The organism is Marinobacter sp. H13, assembly GCF_059072335.1.
The window spans coordinates 1,816,563-1,834,632 of sequence record NZ_JCACRU010000001.1; the positions used below are offsets into that span (position 1 = coordinate 1,816,563).

Annotated in this window: 15 protein-coding genes; 5 read left to right on the forward strand and 10 right to left on the reverse strand. The window is 56.9% G+C overall.

All coding sequences use genetic code 11. The annotated features are described in order from the left end of the window. Positions 1-2: 2 nt before the first annotated feature. Both AC5JQH_RS08505 and AC5JQH_RS08510 read left to right on the forward strand, forming a co-directional pair. Positions 3-2,033 carry an ATP-binding protein gene (locus AC5JQH_RS08505; RefSeq protein WP_008175771.1) on the forward strand — a complete coding sequence of 677 codons (2,031 nt, stop codon included), beginning with the start codon at positions 3-5 and terminating at the stop codon, positions 2,031-2,033. A gap of 18 nt (positions 2,034-2,051) precedes the next feature. Continuing rightward, on the forward strand, positions 2,052-3,359 hold the full coding sequence (locus tag AC5JQH_RS08510) for a DUF3422 family protein (protein ID WP_288367531.1): 1,308 nt from the start codon (positions 2,052-2,054) through the stop codon (positions 3,357-3,359). Here AC5JQH_RS08510 and AC5JQH_RS08515 read toward each other — a convergent pair whose 3' ends face one another. Further along, positions 3,360-4,151 carry an ATP-binding protein gene (locus AC5JQH_RS08515; RefSeq protein WP_008175767.1) on the reverse strand — a complete coding sequence of 264 codons (792 nt, stop codon included), beginning with the start codon at positions 4,149-4,151 and terminating at the stop codon, positions 3,360-3,362. 83 nt (positions 4,152-4,234) lie between these two features. Between AC5JQH_RS08515 and AC5JQH_RS08520 the strand changes: the two genes are divergently transcribed. The 3 genes from AC5JQH_RS08520 (at position 4,235) to cysK (ending at position 8,676) form a co-directional block, all read left to right on the forward strand. Next, positions 4,235-4,678 (forward strand): methylglyoxal synthase, encoded by a 444-nt coding sequence (locus AC5JQH_RS08520; protein ID WP_491712999.1) that lies wholly within the window; start codon positions 4,235-4,237, stop codon positions 4,676-4,678. Positions 4,679-4,745: 67 nt separating this feature from the next. Continuing rightward, positions 4,746-7,661, forward strand: a complete 2,916-nt coding sequence (locus tag AC5JQH_RS08525; RefSeq protein WP_493805488.1) for a transporter substrate-binding domain-containing diguanylate cyclase — start codon at positions 4,746-4,748, stop codon at positions 7,659-7,661. A gap of 43 nt (positions 7,662-7,704) precedes the next feature. Next, entirely contained in the window at positions 7,705-8,676 is a 972-nt protein-coding gene (cysK, locus tag AC5JQH_RS08530; protein ID WP_008175762.1) for a cysteine synthase A, read from the forward strand. Between the two features lie 38 nt (positions 8,677-8,714). Here the strand turns inward: cysK and AC5JQH_RS08535 are convergent, their stop codons facing one another. From AC5JQH_RS08535 to AC5JQH_RS08575, 9 genes are all read right to left on the reverse strand, one after another. Beyond that, positions 8,715-9,293 carry a porin family protein gene (locus AC5JQH_RS08535; protein ID WP_008175760.1) on the reverse strand — a complete coding sequence of 193 codons (579 nt, stop codon included), beginning with the start codon at positions 9,291-9,293 and terminating at the stop codon, positions 8,715-8,717. Between the two features lie 166 nt (positions 9,294-9,459). Then, positions 9,460-10,200: an IS21-like element helper ATPase IstB gene (gene istB / locus AC5JQH_RS08540; RefSeq protein WP_053113077.1), complete on the reverse strand. Its 741-nt coding sequence runs from the start codon at positions 10,198-10,200 to the stop codon at positions 9,460-9,462. Between the two features lie 9 nt (positions 10,201-10,209). Beyond that, on the reverse strand, positions 10,210-11,751 hold the full coding sequence (gene istA, locus AC5JQH_RS08545) for an IS21 family transposase (RefSeq protein WP_092033748.1): 1,542 nt from the start codon (positions 11,749-11,751) through the stop codon (positions 10,210-10,212). 411 nt (positions 11,752-12,162) lie between these two features. Further along, positions 12,163-13,464, reverse strand: a complete 1,302-nt coding sequence (locus tag AC5JQH_RS08550) for an IS1380 family transposase (RefSeq protein ID WP_493805489.1) — start codon at positions 13,462-13,464, stop codon at positions 12,163-12,165. Between the two features lie 179 nt (positions 13,465-13,643). Beyond that, entirely contained in the window at positions 13,644-13,997 is a 354-nt protein-coding gene (locus AC5JQH_RS08555; protein WP_008175757.1) for a hypothetical protein, read from the reverse strand. A 341-nt stretch (positions 13,998-14,338) separates the two neighbouring features. Then, the gene (locus tag AC5JQH_RS08560; RefSeq protein ID WP_493805490.1) at positions 14,339-15,226 is read right to left on the reverse strand and encodes a nucleotidyl transferase AbiEii/AbiGii toxin family protein; all 888 of its coding nucleotides are present in this window, start codon (positions 15,224-15,226) and stop codon (positions 14,339-14,341) included. Next, positions 15,192-16,247 (reverse strand): type IV toxin-antitoxin system AbiEi family antitoxin, encoded by a 1,056-nt coding sequence (locus AC5JQH_RS08565; protein ID WP_039882122.1) that lies wholly within the window; start codon positions 16,245-16,247, stop codon positions 15,192-15,194. The genes AC5JQH_RS08560 and AC5JQH_RS08565 overlap by 35 nt, the downstream gene beginning before the upstream one ends. Before the next feature lie 164 nt (positions 16,248-16,411). After that, on the reverse strand, positions 16,412-17,677 hold the full coding sequence (locus AC5JQH_RS08570) for a glycerophosphodiester phosphodiesterase family protein (protein ID WP_008175750.1): 1,266 nt from the start codon (positions 17,675-17,677) through the stop codon (positions 16,412-16,414). A 100-nt stretch (positions 17,678-17,777) separates the two neighbouring features. Beyond that, positions 17,778-18,035 (reverse strand): HP1242/YdcH family protein, encoded by a 258-nt coding sequence (locus AC5JQH_RS08575; protein ID WP_008175748.1) that lies wholly within the window; start codon positions 18,033-18,035, stop codon positions 17,778-17,780. Positions 18,036-18,070: the final 35 nt, after the last annotated feature.

Sequence of the window (18,070 nt, forward strand, 5' to 3'; positions counted from 1 at the left end):
TCTTGAATCTCAAGCGCCAGCTGTTCGTTGCCAGCCTTCTGATGCTGCTGATCCCCTGGGCGGGCCTTCAGTTTGTTCTGGAGCTGGACGATGCCCTTCGCCAACAGGCCCGGCAGCAACTCCAGGCCCAGGCCGAAAGACTGGCCGCGACTGCCGGCGATCAGATCATCGGTACGCCGGTGGTCCGGCCCGGTGAGCCCGCCATCTACGTGGAACCTTTTGCCGGCAACCTGAACCTGGATGGTTACGCTGACGATTGGCCAGGATATGACGAGGCAAACCAGACCAGAAACTGGCAAAGGGTCACCAGCGGCAAAGCCGGGGAAACGGCTCTGCAATGGCAGGCCGCTACCGATAGACGGAACCTGTACCTGCTAATTCGCGTTAGCCATAGGCAACCCGTGTTCTTTAATCCCGGCAGCCCGGAACAGGCCCATGACCGGCTGAGGCTCTGGCTAGAGCCCTCAGGCGGCAACCTGGCCCAGGAATCCGGCCGGCAGTCCTGGTTACTGCGCACACCGGCTCCCGGCCAGCTCTATGGCCTTGAAGAGAAAGGCGGCCAGCCTGACTATCGCCTCTCCGGCTTTTTGCAGGGCGCCGGTGATGGCTGGCAGCTGGAACTGAAACTGCCCATGCCTGTCGACCGCAGCCGCCTGGGTTTTGCGGCCTTATGGGGCAGTGATCAGGTAACCGGCGTCTCCACGTCGGTTGATCCATTGCCGGTGCTGGTCAGTCGAAATCTCGCCCTGGAGCGACAGCTGGAACCACAACTTAACCCCGGCCAGCAGGCCCGACTGGTTGAACCGGCCGGATGGGTCATCGCGAGACAACAGGCTGACTCAGCCGTCACAGCGCCAGAGTTCGATAGTCTCAGCCCGGTGCAGGTGATCGAAAAGATCAGTCTCAATGCACTCAGGGGCCTGGTGCGCCTTTACCAGCCAGAACCCACCTCAATCGAAACCGACACCAACCGTGTGGACGTTGAGGCGCTACCGGAAACGAGCCTGGTCCGTCATGAAGATGACAGCGTCTGGCTGCTGACCACCCGGGAGGTTTTCGGTGGCCGCACGCTGATTCTGGAGCAGTCGCTGGATCAGCTTCTTACCCTCTCCGGCTCTGCCCTCGGCTCGGTCATTGCCCGCAGCACCCTCATCATTGTCGCTCTCACCCTGGTTCTGCTTGGCTATGCCAGCTGGTTGTCCTGGCGGATTACCCGGCTGCAGCGTGCTGTCAGCGCCAGTATTGATGAAGACGGCCGGATCACGGGCAGAGTGCCGGATGCCCGAAGCAAGGACGAACTGGGCCAGTTGCAGCGACACTTCAGCCTGATGGTGGATCGTCTCCACGGGTACAACCGCTACCTGGAAAGCTTCTCCCGGCGACTCTCTCACGAACTTAAAACACCTGTCGCTGTGGTTCGTTCCTCGCTGGAAAACCTCAACCACAGCGATTCGGAGGAAGAGCGCAGGCAATACATCGAAAGGGCCGCTTCCGCCACCGAACGCCTCCGGCAGATACTCCATGGCATGAGCGAAGCGGCGCGTCTGGAGCAGAGCCTGGACCATGCGGATAAAGAACAGTTCGATCTGGCGGAGGTGGCCGCAGAAGCAACCGCTGCGTATCAGGCCCTCGACAGCAGCCATCAGATCCGCTACTCGGGGCCGCAGGCAGGCTGCAAGATCACGGGTTCGCCAGAACTGATGGTGCAACTGCTCGACAAGCTGGTGGATAACGCCCGGGATTTCACACCACAGGATGGACTGATTGAGGTAGGCCTGGAAACAACTTCGGAAGGGCTGTGTCTGTCGGTCTTCAATGAGGGTTCAACGCTGCCCGAAGACACAACAACTGACATCTTCAGCCCCTTCGTTTCAATGCGGGACGGCCAGGAACAGGGCCACCTTGGACAGGGGCTACTCATTGTCAACCTGATTGCCGACTACCATGGTGCCCATGTGGAAGCCCGGAACCGCGCCCAAGGTGGCATTGACGGTGTGTGCTTCCGGGTTATGATCCCAGCTATCCACTCTTGACCACAGGACCACCCTGCCGTGAGCGCACGCCTGGAATCCCTCGACATTCACCCGCTTCGGAACGATCTCTACAACGAGCTGCACTCAAGGCCGTTCCAGGTGCTACCGACACCGGCGCGGGTTACCCAGATGGCGGTTCTGACAACACCTGAGCAACGGCAGGAACAATTCCGGCACCTGCAGGAACTCCATCGGCTGATGGGGCATCCGGTACCGGAGAACGAGGTGGGCTGCTTTGAACATACCTTCGGTGCCCTGCGGGTACGTCGCGAGATGCACATGGAATTCGCGTCCTACACCTTTATCAACCTGGCTGCGGGTGAGGAAACACCCTTCAGCGAGACCGGCATTACACCGTTGCCCGAGGAGTGGCTGGAACAGCTGACCGGTACAGTGATTGCGGCATTCCACCTGGAAGTCCGGCCCGCCGCTGACGGAACCGAAGGCGACCTGGACTATGTACGCAAGCACTTCGAAGGCATGCGACTGGTCGGGAGCAGTCCCCAGGAGGGTGCCGCCAGGGTATGGGGCACCTTCCGGCTACACAGTGACGGCTTTGGCCGGTTCATGGTGATGAACCACCACATGTCGGACAGCCAGCTGGGCCGTCTGACCCAGCGCCTGATGGAAATCGAAACCTACCGCCTGATGTCACTGCTGGCACTCCCCGTTGCCCGGAAAATCACGCCGTCCCTGAACGACATGGACGAGAAACTGGCCGTGATCACCCGGTCACTGGCGGAAAACGAGGATGTCGACGAAGAAAAACTGCTGGCCCAGCTGACCAACATTGCGGCCCGTATCGAGGCCTTCCGGGCCCACTCCACGTTCCGTTTCTCTGCCACCCGCGCCTATCACCGGCTGGTACTGACCCGCCTGGAGGAATTACGGGAAGACGAACTCTCCGGCCACCTGACCCTGACCGAATTCATGACCCGCCGGCTGACTCCGGCAGTGAAAACCTGCGAAGCGGTGAGCGAACGGCTGGAAGACCTTTCCCGACGGGTCGACCGGGCCTCGGACATGATGCGCACCCGGGTGGAACTGGCCATCCAGAGCCAGAACCAGCAATTGCTCAGTTCCATGGACCGGCGCTCCAAGATCCAGTTGATGATGCAGCATACGGTGGAAGGCTTCTCGGTGGTGGCCATCACCTATTACCTGATCGGCCTGCTCAAATTCGGGCTGGATTCGGTTTACGAAGCCGGTGTTGTCTTCAACAAGACCCTGGTTCTGGGCATCGCCATTCCGGTGGTAATGACCCTGGTGTTTCTCGGGGTTCGGGTGGTCCACCATCACTTCATCAAGATGGCAAAACGGCAGTAGCTACTTCAGCCTGCCGAGATCCTGCTCGCCGGCAAACTGCCGGTAAAACTGCTGGGCCGTGCGACCATTGCGTACGCCCTTGGCAGTGGCGAAGCGGATCGCCTCCCGATGCAGGCCTTCCCGGTCATCAAAGTCGGGGAACAGCGCGTCCACCGCCTGCAGGTACACAGCCTGCGAAAACGCATAGAACGAAAGCTGAAGACCGAACCGGTCCGCCAGGGACACCTGCTCTTCGATGGCTTCGGCCGGGTGCAGCTCACCGTCGCGCATTTCGCTCTTGAGGTTATCGGACATGAACTCCGGCATCAGATGACGGCGGTTGGAGGTGGCATACACCCTTACATTCTCCGGGGGCAGTTCCAGGGAACCTTCCAGTACACTTTTCAGGGCCTTGTAGCTGGACTCACCAACGTCAAACGACAGGTCGTCGCAGAAGATCACAAACCGGAACGGCAGCTCGCAGATCTCATCGACAATTTCCGGCAGGTTGACCAGATCATCCTTGTCCACCTCGATCATCCGCAGCCCACGCTCCTGGTAGCGGTTCAACAGCGCCTTGATCAGCGACGACTTGCCGGTGCCGCGTGAGCCCCAGAGCAACGCGTTGTTGGAGGGTTCACCGGCCAGAAACCGTTCGGTATTGCGGGCCAGAGCCTGCTGCTGTCGGTCGATGCCCTTCAGATCCTGCCATTGCACCGGATCGAGCCGTCGGATGGCGCGCAGCCCCGACCGATGCCGACGCCAGACAGCCGCCGGTGTGGATTGCCAGTCAAACGATGTTGTAGCGGACATAAACCTCTTTCCTATTCCGAACCGGGCCAGCCTGTGAAACACTGACACCGTATAAACCTCGATAACAGGAGACTTTACCCCAAATGGCCGTAAAATCCGTCGCTTTGGTGGCACACGACAACAAGAAAAAGGAACTGGTGGACTGGGTTTCCGAAAACCGCACCCGCTTCGCCCCGCTAAAACTCTACGCCACCGGCACCACCGGCCGGCTGCTTCGGGATAACCTGGAGCGGGACGATATCCATTGCCTGCTTAGCGGTCCGCTGGGCGGCGACCAGCAAATCGGCGCCAAGATCGCCGAGGGCGAAATCGACCTGCTGGTGTTCTTCTGGGACCCCCTGGAACCGCAACCCCATGACCCGGACATCAAGGCCCTGCTGCGCATTGCCGCGCTCTGGAACATTCCCGTGGCCTGCAACCGCGCAACTGCCGAATTCATTCTTACCTCGGCGTACATGACAGACGACCAGCATCATCCGAAAAAGCCGGACTTCTCCGATTACACCGGCCGCCAAGTGAGCACCTGAGTAATGTTCAATCGAGTCGGTTAAGGCTACACTTAAGTCGAAGCTGTAAAGGATCGCCGGCTCGCCGATGAAGACTTCCGATACTCACAAAGAAACTCGATACCGGAGCGTGGCCGCGACAGTCCTCTGGGCCCTTTGCCTTTTACTCGCATCCCCACTGGCGATGTCCGAACAGGCCGACGACACCGTGACTGTCGGCATCGTGGGCGACAACAAACCCTTCTCGTTCGACGATGGTCCCGGCGCCTCCGGTTTTTCTGTTGATGTGCTTCGCGAGGTCGCCCGAAATGCCGATCTGAACTTCCGATTTCGCGCTGGCAGCTGGCCGGAAATCTACGATGCATTTTTGCGGGGCGAGCTGGATGTTATCGACGGCATCTCGTTCAGTGCGGAGCGGGCAGAAAACATCCTGTTCACAGAGCCCTACCACCTTCGCCAGACCTATCTGATGCACAACAACCAGAGGCCACTGGGGGACATCCGCACCCTCTCGGATCTGAAGGGACTTCGGGTAGGTATAGTGCGCGACGTCTACTATCGCGAAGCACTCGATGCACAGGGTGTATCCCTGACGAGCTATGATTCGGTCCACAGCCTCATTCGCGCTCTGGCATTTGGTTGGGTGGATGTCATTATCGGGCCGCGGCTGACGCTGCATTATTATGCCAACCAGGCCGGGTTCGGTTTTCTTGAGATTGCCGGCACCGCCCCCCTCGGTGATCTGGCGACCGAAGATTTTCGAATTGGTGTTCTGAAAGCCAAGAGCGAGCTGTACCAGAGGATTTCCTCTGGCCTGGAGCAGGTTCCGGCGAAACGCATCAACGAACTGCTTCAGCGTTGGCAGGAACTGGGAGGCAATAGCTTAGCCCGGGGCACCAGCTTTTCGTTGGGACCAGATCAAAAGGAATTCATCTCCGAAACCGGCCCCGTGCGCGTTGGTCTGATGCGGGATTACGCACCTTACAGTTTCGAGAGCGCAACTCGAATTCACGGTTTGAGCGTAGACGTGCTGAGCCGGATATCCGATCTGACCGGGCTGCAGGTAATACCGGTCGAGGGCCAGTGGATAGAGCTACTCCCACTATTCCGCGATGGCGAGATTGACGTGTTGGCTAACATGTCTTTCCGGCCTGATCGTCAGGCCTTCACCCGATTTACCCAGCCCTACCACACCATACCCAACGTCGCCTTTACCCGGGATCCCGCGTTAAGAATTCAAAGCCTGGAAGACCTGAAGGACCAACGCGTTGCTCTCGGCTCCGGCATTTACTACGAAGAGCCTGTTACCCAGGCCCTCGGCAACAACGCCCGGATTTTTACGACCCAGGATGCCATGTTCCAGGCTCTGGCCAGAGACGAAGTGGATGTTGTACTCGCTGCTCTTCCCAACGGCAACTTCTGGATCCGGGAGCTGGGCATACCAGGCGTCAGAATCGCGGGAGAGCTGGTTATCGAGGGACAGTCCGGGGAAGACCTCCGGTTTGGCGTCAGGCCCGGTCTCGCGCCCCTGGCAGACATACTCGATCAGGCGCTGGCTGCAATTTCCCCCGAAGAGATGCACACCATCGAAAGCCGCTGGCTGGGCGCGAGCGTAGACCTGGAGCTACAGGAAACGGGTGAGGTTTCCCTGAATGCGGTTGAACTGGCGTGGCTCAAGGTCCACGACAACCAGTTGAACATGTGTATTGATCCGAACTGGCTCCCGCTCGAAGGCATAGACGAAGAGGGCAACCACGCAGGCTTATCCGCAGAAGTGGCCCGGTTATTCTCCTCACGGGCACCGGTTCGGTTCGAGCTGGTGCGCACCGACAGCTGGACCGAATCGATCGGAGCAGCCCGGCAGGGCAAATGCGACATTTTCACCATGGCCATGAAAACTCCGGAGCGGTCAGAATTCCTGAACTTTACCGAACCCTATCTCGAGGTACCGACAGTTGTGCTTGGCCGGATTGAAGCCCCCTTCATTGAGCGGGTCGGGGACTTGCGCGGACAAAGAGTCGGCGTTGTCAAAGACTATGCCTTCGCAGAATTGCTTCAGAGTCGCTACCCCTCCCTCAATCTGATCGAGGTTGCCAACGAGCAGATGGGCCTACGTAAACTACAGAACCATGACCTGGACGGCTATATTACAACTCTGGCAACAGCCAGCTATTACATGCAGGAGCTGGGCCTTGCGGATGTGAAAGTCATCGGCCGCATTCCGGCAGACTGGTCGCTTTCAGTCGCCACACGGAAAGACGAGCCTGTCGTCCTGGGAATCATGCAAAAACTGGTATCCAGCCTGACCGCGCAGGAACGCAAAGATCTCGAGAGGCAGTGGCGCAACATCCGTCTCAAGCAGTCCGTTGATTACACGCTGATCTGGCAGCTTTCAATCGCAGCCATATTGATTGCTCTGCTTCTGGTTTACTGGAACCGCAAGCTGAACCGGCTCAACAAAAACCTGACCGACGCCAACGAGACACTCGCGCGGCTCAGCGTGACAGACGACCTCACCAGACTGGGCAACCGAAGCTACTTTGATCAGGAATTCCGAAAGAGCTTTCAGTGGTGCCAGCGCCACCATTCTGGCTTCGCAGTGGCCATGGTGGATGCCGACCACTTCAAAAGGATCAACGACAATTACGGCCATGAAGCGGGCGACATCTGCCTGCAAACACTGGCAGAGCTTATGCGCAAACATTTCCGGCGGGAAACCGACCGGCTCTCGCGCTTCGGTGGCGAAGAGTTTGTTATTTTCGCCAGCTATGATGACAGTACCGAAATTCGTAACCGGCTGGAATCCTTCCGCAAACACGTCGAAAAAAGCTGCTCGGTATGCGGAGAACACAACGTTCACCTCACCATCAGCATTGGCCTTGCCACTGGCGTACCGGGCCCCGACGACTCGCCAGCAGAGTTTCTCAGACAGGCAGACCAGGCGCTCTACCAGGCCAAGCAGAACGGTCGCAACCGGCTGGAAGCGCGCTCAGTGGGTTCCTGAGTGGTGCTAGACTGAATAAAAACAAAGTAACAAGGAGAACGCCATGGCTCGTATCTACGAGGACAATTCCCTGTCCATCGGCAATACCCCACTGGTCAGACTGAACCGCGTGAACGACGGCGCCACGATCTGGGCCAAGATTGAGGGCCGAAACCCGGCCTATTCCGTTAAGTGCCGGATCGGCTCTGCCATGATCTGGGACGCCGAGAAGCGCGGTACCCTGAAGGCGGGCATGACTATTGTGGAACCCACCAGCGGCAATACCGGGATCGCCCTGGCCTACGTGGCAGCCGCCCGGGGCTACAAACTGATCCTTACCATGCCCGCTTCCATGAGTCTTGAGCGTCGCAAGGTCTTGAAGGCACTGGGAGCAGAACTGGTGCTGACCGAACCTGCCAAAGGCATGCCGGGTGCCATCGCCAAGGCCGAAGAGATCTTCTCGTCAGACCCGGATAACTATTTCCTGCCCCAGCAGTTCCAGAACCCGGCCAACCCCCGAATCCACGAGGACACCACCGGCCCGGAAATCTGGGAAGACACTGATGGTGAAATCGATATCTTCGTGGCGGGCGTGGGCACCGGTGGCACGCTGACCGGCGTTTCCCGCTACATCAAAGGCACCAAGGGCAAACAGATCGCCACCATTGCCGTCGAGCCTACCGACTCACCGGTGATCACCCAGATGATGAACGGCGAAGACATCAAGCCGGCGCCCCACAAGATCCAGGGCATCGGTGCGGGCTTCGTGCCCAAGAATCTGGATCTGGAAATGGTTGACCAGGTGGAGACGGTTACCAACGAAGACGCCATGGACATGGCCCATCGGCTGATGCAGGAAGAGGGCATTCTCTGCGGCATTTCCTGCGGCGCAGCGGTGGCGGCTGCGGTACGCATCAGCAAGCAGCCGGAGTACCAGGGCAAGAACATCGTGGTGGTGCTGCCGGATACCGCCGAGCGTTATCTTTCCACAGCGTTATTCGCCGGCCAGTTTGGCGAGCAGGAAAACGTTCAGTAAAAGAGAAAGGCGCAGCCCCGCGCTGCGCCCTGCACTCATCAGAACTGATGTTTCAGGCCGACCCGACCGGTATCAAACTCCGGACCGCTGTTGGTTACCTGGCCGTTGAAGTCCTCTTTATCAATGTCGACGTTGTAGCGATTGTATTCCGCGAATGCCGTCAGCGCGGGCGTTACCCGGAAATCCACACCGGCGCCGACAAAGGGCGATACTTCATCGTAGGTTTCACTTGCGTTGAATGCATCAACATCAAACGCAGACGCAAACGCGCCGGCCTTACCATAGACGCCGAAGCTATCGGTCAGAGGCAGACGGCCAACAGCGCTCAGGCCAAAGCCTTTCAGCTTGCCTTCAACCTCGTCCTCGCCAAAGTTGCCGAAATCAATGTATTCGGCCTCCAGGGCAAAAAACGGATTGAACTGGTAGCCGACAGCGGCGCCAAGCAGATCGTTTTCATCCTCGAACTCGCCGCCGTGTGATTTGTAGCCACCGTAACTGCCGCTGACATAGGGGCCTGACTGGTCCCTCTCCGCGTTGCTCTGAGCTAAAGCGACGGGCGCAGTAACAAGCGAGGCTGTGAACAGTGCGGCGCTGGTAATACGGATTGCGGAATTCATAGGGCGTTCCTCCTAATGAGTTCAAATATCCTTTCATTCCATGGAAATCGAAAGTTGCCTTTCAATTTGCATATTCCGGCGAACGTGAACGCCCGTTCTGGCTGAACGTGAACACCTTTTTTCTTAACGCATCACCCACCGGAGTTTGTACCCTGGGTGTTCACGTTCAGTCAATTTCCTGAAGTCGCTTTCTCATCGATTCCCCTTTCAGAGCCCAGCGGTGAGCGTTGTGCATCAACCGATCCAGAATGGCGTCCGCCAGAGTGTTATCGCCGATGGCGGCGTACCACTGATCGGTGGGTAGCTGGCTGATGATCATGGTCGAGTGAGTGCCGTGACGGTCATCCATGATCTCCATCAGGTCGTTCCGGTGTGCAGGTTTCAGAGCTTCCAGCCCCCAGTCGTCCAGGATCAGCAGCTTTACTTTGGCTAGTTGGCTGAGGGTTTTCTGGTAGGTGCCATCGGCCTTGGCCTGGGTCAGTTCCAGCAGTAATCGGGAGATCCGGTAATACCGGGTGCTGAGGCCGTTGAGGCAGGCCTGATGCCCCACGGCGCAACCCAGATAGGTTTTGCCGCTGCCGCAAGGGCCGGTAATCAACAGGTTCTGACCCCGTTCGAGCCAGTCTGTCTGGGCCAGTTGGGCTACCTGTGTTTTCTTCAGATTGCGTGGGTGCTGGTAGTCGATGTCCTGAACCGAGGCCCGGAGTTTGAAGCGGGCCTGACGCACCAGGCGATCCTGCTTGCGGTGATCCCGGGTCTGGAACTCCCGGTCGAGCAACAGCTCCAGGCGTTCGGTGAACGACAGCTCGTCATAAGTTCCCGGCTGGTTTTGTTGATGTTCCAGGGCGGCAGCCATGCCGCCGAGCTTCAGATCTCTCAATCGTGTCAGGGTTTGCAAGGTGTTCATGCGGGTATCCTAGTGGAAGCTCTTCGGGCCACGGATGTTCTCGTGGTGCTGGGGCAGTTCTGTGTGCAAGGGCAGTTGTTCGGGCAACTTGTCCCGGTTGCTCCGGAGAATGGCCTTGATGTGTTTCAGCCGGTCCAGGCCTTCGCGGTTGGCAATGCGGCAACCGGCGTTAAGGCGCTCGCTGGGATATTCCTTGCTCAGATTGAGTAGCCCAAGACAGACCCGGTAGGCCTGCTCCGGATGCTCCCGCTCATCCAGTCGGTCACTGACCCAGATCAGGGTGTCCGGCCCGATGTCCCGGGCCCAGTTCTTAAGCCGGCCGGGGGACCACTGTTGTTGTTTTTGATGGCGGGTGGGCATGTGCCCTGACTCGGTCGTGATGCCGTACTGATGACTGCGTGGGTGGCTGGCGATCTGTCGTTGCCGGAAGTAGATCTGTACCAGTCGCTCACTGGCGTGGAGGTCCACCTGCTCGCCCACATACTGGTGCGGCACCGAGTAGTGGTGCTGGCTGAACTCGATGTGGTAATCGATGTTGACCCGGCAACGCCGGATCTCGACGTACTCATAGGGGTGTTTGGGTAGCGCCTTCAGGGCTGGCTGGTCGAGCGTCTTGAAGGCCTCCTTCCGGTTGCCTGGCAGCGCTCGGAATGGTCGGCTGTTCAGGTCGTCCAGCAGGGACCGGATGCACTGATTCAGGTCGGCCAGGGTGAAGAAGGTGTGGTGGCGCAACCGCGCCAGTATCCAGCGTTCAACAACCTGTACACCCACCTCCGCCTTGGATTTATCCTTGGGCTTGTAGGGCCGCGCAGGCAGCACCGCGACCTGGTAGTGCGCCGCCAGTTGCTGGTAGCTGGGATTCAGGTCCGGATCGTACCGACAGGCTTTGTTGACACCGCTACGCAGATTATCGGGGATAATCATCTCCGGAACACCCGCAAAAAACTCAAAGGTGCGCACGTGACTCATCAACCAGTCCTGCAAGCCCTGGCTCCAGGTGGCCTCCGCATAGGTGTAATTCGAAGCCCCCAGCACGGCGACAAACACCTGGGCCGTGCGGATTTCGCCGGTTTGCGGGTTAATGATCGGAACGGTGGGGCCACAGTAGTCAATGAAGCACTTTTCACCGGCCTTGTGGATCTGGCGCATAGAGCGCCTTTGCTGCTTTTGCCAGTGCCGGAAGCGGTCACAGTATTGAGAATAGCTGTAACAGCGATTGGGGTATTGGGCGGTGTATTCCTCCCATAGCAGTTGCTTGGTAACGCCCTTGTGTTTGAGGCTCTGATGGACGGTCAACCAGTCCGGTACCTGATAGCGGCTGGAGCTGGTGGGGTCAGCACCGGGATAGAGCATGGCCGCCAGGCGGCCATCGTCCAGATCCTCGGGTAAGGGCCAGGTGATCTCTAAAGCCTGGGCTCGGGTCAGGAGCTTCTGGATAGCCCCGACACTGGTCTTGGTGCTGGCGCTGATTTGCCGGATCGAAAGCCCGGCTTCCAGCCTCAGGCGAAGCACTTCTCTTATTTTGCGCATTGGAATTCTCTTTGCTGCCATGACCCTGATTCCCAAAAAAAGAACCAGAGTAGCAAGCGGTTGAATAAACAATGCGTTAAGAAGGATTCTGGTTGAACGTGAACACCGATTCCGGCATGGTGAACACCGATTCCGGAAATTTCCGAAAAGTGTTCATCTTCGACCAGAATGACTGTTCACGTTGAACCAGAATAGGTGTTCACGTTCGTCCGGAATGGGTGTTCATGATGGGCCGGAATATGCATCAATTACCTGAACTCACCCTACTAGCCCGGATTTCTCATAGTGCTCCAACAACCTTCGCAGACCAAGCCTGGTAGTGCCAGATCCGAGTGGTCATGGTCGAAGTTGGCGATTATTTAGCCAGTTTCCGGCATTCAGGCACAACTCCCCCTTTCCCCCATTGGTATCGGGCCGGGGGAGCCCGATTATCTACTGGGGCACCAAGCGCTGAACCAGTGCTGAGAGATCGTTCTTGTGTGGATAGCTATCACTCATCAACACCCGTATTCGGCGGGTGTTGCGGATGATGACTGCGCCAACCTTGATCAGCTTCAAGCGCAAGGTGCCGGCACTCATACGTTCGAAGGGCGTGTTTTTCAGATGCACCCGCAAACGCTCGAACAGGGTGTAGGCGAAGCCGGATAAGATCAGCCGCCACTGGTTGGTCCACCAGTGTGTGCTGGAGGTGCGACCGGCAAACAGATCCAGTTGTTGATCCTTGATCCGGTTCTCCATATCACCCCGTGCGCAATACTGTTCGTAGTAGAGCTTGAATCCGTCATCGTAGCGGGAGCTGATAACGAACCGGGGGTTCGGGCCTTGAGGGCCATATTCCAGGCGCGCAACCACCCAGCGTGGCTTATGCCAGCTTCGGGCTTTGTAGCGGAAGCGGAAGGTGCTGGCGAGCTTATGGCCATGAGCCTCGTAGTAGGTCCGGACTTTGTCCATGGCTGGGGCGGCAAGCGCCTCCAGCCGCTGGTTGCGGGCCATGCCTACGATGTAATCCACCTGGTTGCGATCGCACCAGGCCAGCAGTCGGGGCTTGCTGAAGTGGGAGTCGCCCCGGAATACGATCCGGGTCTGTGGCCAATACTGGCGAATAAATCGCACCAGCAGCGCCAGAATGGCCCAACTGTGCCGGGCATCACCCCGGTTGCTGGTGCGCAGATAGCTCACCAGCAAGTGCCGGCCGCAGAAGACGTAAAGCGGGAAGTAGCAGTGATGGTCGTAATACCGGTTAAAGAATTTACCCGGCTGATCCCCATGCACCGGGATATCGGTGCCGTCAAAATCCAGCACGATTTCCTTCGGCGGCTCTTCGTGTTGTTCAATAAAGTGGTGCCAGAGCAGCTCATGGGCCTTCACAATGGTTTGCCGGTCCATTGCCTGTTCCATTCGGCACAGCGTGGATTTGCCAGCCAGAGCGGAGGCGTTACCCGTGGCGGTTTGTAGTGCCTGATCAAAGCGAAGCGCTTCATGATCATTCAGATCTTCGTAGCCGCTGGCCACGCCGTAGACGCGCTGCCGGATCATGGTGTTGAGCCCATGACGAATCATCCGGGGATCCCGCTGGTCGGTCAGAGTCTCGGCCAGCCGTTGGGTTAACCGGTGTTGTTTGTCGACTTCGCGCAGTAACAACACACCGGCATCCGAGGTGATATGGCCTCCGGAGAAATCGGCTTCAATCTGGCGGCGGGAGAGTGGCGAGAAGGTCAGTTTTTGAGGTACCATTTTGGATGCGGCTACTGGTGCTTGGTGGATTGGTTAGGTTCTTGAAACTATAGCACTTTTAGCCGCTTCTTTTTATCCCTTCATGAGAAATCCGGGCTAGGAATTCCTGCCCTACCGGGTTAAACCCGGACTAAGATCCCATAATCCGCAATTAACCTCGAAAAAACAACAACTTTGACTTATTGAGGGGTATTAGAATCTGGCTTGGTTTCACTCTCGTTCTCGGGAGTCTTATATGCAACGACCCGGTCGGGGTCAGACGACTCGGCCCGTTTCATCAGCACCATGCCACCTTCCATCAGCAATGATTTGAGCCTGGGATCCTTCTGCTCTGCGATACCCACTGCGAACGCCATCAACGCGGCCTCCAGGGGATTGGCTTTGATCAGATTGCGAATGGCATCGATACCTAAACCTGATTGCGCCTCTACCCCTTTTTGCCGTTTTCTGGAGGAAACCGGCCGTGTCAGGCGGTAGAAGACAAGCGCAAGGAAGAGAATGCAATCAGAACTGGCTGAGCCATAACACCACATTGGTGACTTCTTTGCGGAATTTAGCCGCCACGAATATCAGGCGCTAGGAACTGCTCAGATTCGCGGAGTAGCCGCCGTACTTCAGCGCCTGCCAGACCACATAACGATCGGATGTCATCCAGCTTCTTTTCGATAATGACCAGGTTGCCGTCTTTGTCGAGAACAAGTGAATCTCGGCGTCCACGGGTATCTTCAAAACCGTCGAACTCTTTCTGGATAATCGGAAGCTCTTCGCCGAAGGCTTCGGGAGCGTTTTCGAGCCATTCCTGACAGTGATTTCGCTCTAAAATCTTGCATTCTGAGAAGTTACCGCCATTGGTGTTATGCGGTTGGCTTCTGAGTCAATTTTGTACATTTGTTACTTCTGAGCCAAAAAGTCCGCCAATAAACGCTGACACAACTTCTTCGGTGAAATCGCCGCACGTGTTGCCCGAATCCCTAGTCAGGTTGGCAATCAGATCCTTACTGAGCAGGCGTCGCAGGACTTTCATCGTTGATTTGTTGGCAATCTGTGCCGTTTCCTTGCCGAGCAACTGAGCGCCCGCAAGTCTCGTATCCCAGCCGTAGGCTTCGAGGATGCTTTCATGCTGTTCGAAAAGCCGGTCCATCTGGCCAGGAATATTTTCATAGTTGGATGCCAGATAAGCGATATCGGCCGCGTCTTTGCGTCTTGTTTGCGCATCTCTTTCGGACCAGGCCACCAGTTTCAGAAGGGCCAATCCCTGAGGACTGGCAACAGGCAACTCCAGCTCTGACTCTGACTCTGACTCTGACTCTGACTCTGACTCTGACTCTGCTGCTATCATCAACCAGTCGGCGTTATTCAGGGCATCCTGAAAACCGACCACGCTCATTTGCACTTCGCCAGAAGGCGGCCATTGAATAACTGAATCGTCACTTTCAACAGCTCCAAAAGGAAGAATGTCGATGGGTGCGCCGTTCGGGCCGTGCAAACGATGAGGGAGATCGGTTTTGGTATAACCTTTGCCAATCAAACTATCGCGGATGCGTTCAAAATCAGCCCAATCCGGGACCTGAACGGCAAGATCGATATCCATTGTTGCCCGTTGAATGGGTGCTCCATAGGCGTGATGCATTACCAGATCACGGGCGGAGGCGCCGACAATGATGAATGGCACATCCTGATCCACGGCGACACACTTGATGGCTCCGTAGGTCTTCAATTGAGTCGGATCAATATTCTTGGAATCGATCTTTAATCTGGGCATAAAGCCGCTCCGCTGCTTCCAGGTTACGCGAGTCGCCGGTCATCAGGAGGTCAGCATAGACAAGAATATCTGGGGCAATCCCAGGAGTTTGGTTTACGTTGAGTGAATCAGCGAGCCAGAATTTCTCGTTGATCTGCAATGTCTCGGACGTATTGGGTGAATTGCCCGGGCTTTTACGAAGCCTATATTCCATCACCAAGCTTTTCAGCTTTTCTCGGGGCAGATAAATAGTCCCCTGGGCAGGCGACAGATAGTTGCCCAGCCGAGAGACGGCAACTTCCCCGCCCCAACACCCACCCAGAAGCTCCGGCCGGATTTTCTTCCACGGCATCGCAGAGGTTGCCTGAAATAGCCCCATGTCCAACTCGGGTAGCAGTTTTTCCGGGTAGGACTCGGCCCAGCGATCAAGCAGCCCCATAGGGTTCTCAAGTGACCTTGCGCCCTTCTTTCCATGTTCTCGAACATAGCCCTTGTCTTTCAGGTCATTCAGAACCCAGCCGATGGCTCCGAGGGAAACACCGCTGACTTCTGCCATTTTTCGATAAGTTTCACCGACCAGATGAGGGTCCATTAGAAAACTGAAAATCAGCTTTAAACCAGATGAATTAAAGGCTCGGGAGGTTTTCCTTGCTGATGCATGAACCGGCCTTTTGCGATTACCTTTTACGAAGATGAAGAATGTCTTTTCGTTCAGATAAGCATTGCCGGCGGCGTCAATGAACTGTGCGCCGGCTTCTCGAAGGCGGTCTGCCATATTCGGGTTTACGTAATCAGCGACCAGCAATGCGGGCGGCGGCATTCGCCGTAGCTGAGCGACAATAGTGCCTATATTCGCCTGCTGCGCCCAGCGCTTCAGCTCAACGCTGTACTGGATGCCCGTATCGCCCAGTTCAAGAATGAGGCCATCAGAGCAGGGCATCACTTCACTCTCGACAGTAGGGTGTAAGTCTAAACCTGTCTCTTGATGGAACGCGCGGATTGCCTGGCTTAGAAATGCGCGCTCGTTGATTGATGGTTTCATAGCCTCTCCAACATTATGTTCACAAAATAGCACTGTTCATTAATAATGAACAAGACTTTTAAGTGAACAAGAGCTCAGGAGCGCTATTGTCTGTCCTCCGGAGAAACAGGCCATAGATTCACATTCTCTCCGGGGGGCCAACTTGGCGCTGCGCCGTCCCTACCTCAATGCTTAGACAACCCCATACAATTGGCATAGAAGGTCGTTGTCGCCGGCCAATCCGAGAAAACCCCAATCACACCTACCTCACGGGCCAGAACATCGATCACGGTGAGCACGTCGCCGTCGTTGTTAATGGCATCGGTCACCGTCTGGTAATACCAGCCGCCGCCCTTTTCCAGCGGACCGCTGCGCTCAACGGTCCAGGCAATCAGGTCCAGGCCGGCTTCGCGCGCATTCTCCGCGTACCGGGACGGAACGATTTGCCTCTGGCTGTCCAGAGTCAGCAGCTTCCAGAGCGCCGGCGCCAGAATGTTCACACCCCTACTTTTAAGGTAAGCCATATAGGTTGCGGACGCGTTCACAAGGGTAGACTCAGATTGGTCGAGGAAGACTGCTTGCCGACCAAATTCCGGCATCTCGTCTACCCAGAAAAGAACGTCCTTCAAATTGAAGGACTGGGGCCAGACGTCTTCCGGCTGCACACCGGCATCGATGTAATCCTGGATCATTTGGCGGGCATAGTCTTGCTGGCTGTAATCCCCCTCAAAGGGCATAGCAACCACCGGTGATTTCAATTCCGGAGTGAACTTCGCGCCCAGAGCCCTGAACAACTCGATGCTCTCCTGATGAGTCATCAAGGTGCCCCGGCTGGAGTAGAGATCAGTGCGCCAGTCTGCGGTGCCAGCCAGGTATTCCTCCGGCGTGGTTGCCATTGGGTTGTGGGCATCCATCTTGCCCTCCAGTGACTTGAACTCGGCCAGAGTGATATCGCTGGTGCGACACTCGGCCTGTGCCGGCGTGCCCGTGGCAGGATCGGCGGGCACAAAAGGCTGGGTACACTTGGCGTTCAATGCAGGGACGGCAACGATATTGGTGGTGGTATGAAGGTCGTCCTGGGCATGTCGGCAAACCAGTTCCCGATCCCTGGTGAAGGCGACATCACATTCCAGAATACCCGCACCCATGCGCGCTGCCGCAATGTAGGATTCACGGGTATGTTCGGGAAACTGCAGGGGCGCGCCACGATGGCCGATGGAGAAATCCGTTTTCTCGACAGTGTCGGTATTGCAGGCTTGCAGGCGCTCTTTGAGCGGACTGTCGTCCATTGCACCAACCAGCCAGAAAGGCCGTGGTCCCAGATGGACCGAGGGCTCCGACTGTTCAGGCGCCAGCGCAATTGATTGCGGGGAGAGCTCTTCAACGGTCGCCGCTTGTACCAGGGAAAGTACCGAGCACAGCACCAGCCCCGAAAGGATCCGTAACATCATAACCTCCTCCTTGTGAGACCGATGATACCCTATCAACAGTCTCCCCAAGGAGGATTACGGCCAATTGACAGCCGATGCTGGATTATCTGGCAGGTTGCCCTCAGCTAGCCGCCGAAGCCTCATACTCGCGAATCATGGCAAACAACTGGTCCTTCAGATTCAGCCGCTTCTTTTTGAGGTTTTCCAGATACTCATCGGAGGTGTTTTCAGCGCCCGTTTCAACGCGATGAACGGCATGGTCCACTTCATGATATTCGTCAAACAGCTTGGCGAAGTGAGTGCTGTTGGTTTTCAAAAGATGAATGGCTTCTTTGGATTCCGGCAGTTCGTGAATCAGATCGTGTTTTTCGAGGGACATTCGCGCAGTCTCCATGACTGTGGGGGATGAGATGT

What these genes read in the sequence shown, in the direction of transcription:
- cysK (WP_008175762.1), top strand. Translation starts at nt 7,705, where the DNA reads ATGGCTCGTATCTACGAGGACAATTCCCTGTCCATCGGCAATACCCCA.
- AC5JQH_RS08520 (WP_491712999.1), top strand. Translation starts at nt 4,235, where the DNA reads ATGGCCGTAAAATCCGTCGCTTTGGTGGCACACGACAACAAGAAAAAG.
- istA (WP_092033748.1), bottom strand. Translation starts at nt 11,751, where the DNA reads ATGGCAGCAAAGAGAATTCCAATGCGCAAAATAAGAGAAGTGCTTCGC.
- AC5JQH_RS08550 (WP_493805489.1), bottom strand. Translation starts at nt 13,464, where the DNA reads ATGGTACCTCAAAAACTGACCTTCTCGCCACTCTCCCGCCGCCAGATT.
- istB (WP_053113077.1), bottom strand. Translation starts at nt 10,200, where the DNA reads ATGAACACCTTGCAAACCCTGACACGATTGAGAGATCTGAAGCTCGGC.
- AC5JQH_RS08555 (WP_008175757.1), bottom strand. Translation starts at nt 13,997, where the DNA reads ATGTGGTGTTATGGCTCAGCCAGTTCTGATTGCATTCTCTTCCTTGCG.
- AC5JQH_RS08535 (WP_008175760.1), bottom strand. Translation starts at nt 9,293, where the DNA reads ATGAATTCCGCAATCCGTATTACCAGCGCCGCACTGTTCACAGCCTCG.
- AC5JQH_RS08515 (WP_008175767.1), bottom strand. Translation starts at nt 4,151, where the DNA reads ATGTCCGCTACAACATCGTTTGACTGGCAATCCACACCGGCGGCTGTC.
- AC5JQH_RS08570 (WP_008175750.1), bottom strand. Translation starts at nt 17,677, where the DNA reads ATGATGTTACGGATCCTTTCGGGGCTGGTGCTGTGCTCGGTACTTTCC.
- AC5JQH_RS08575 (WP_008175748.1), bottom strand. Translation starts at nt 18,035, where the DNA reads ATGTCCCTCGAAAAACACGATCTGATTCACGAACTGCCGGAATCCAAA.
- AC5JQH_RS08560 (WP_493805490.1), bottom strand. Translation starts at nt 15,226, where the DNA reads ATGCCCAGATTAAAGATCGATTCCAAGAATATTGATCCGACTCAATTG.
- AC5JQH_RS08525 (WP_493805488.1), top strand. Translation starts at nt 4,746, where the DNA reads ATGAAGACTTCCGATACTCACAAAGAAACTCGATACCGGAGCGTGGCC.
- AC5JQH_RS08565 (WP_039882122.1), bottom strand. Translation starts at nt 16,247, where the DNA reads ATGAAACCATCAATCAACGAGCGCGCATTTCTAAGCCAGGCAATCCGC.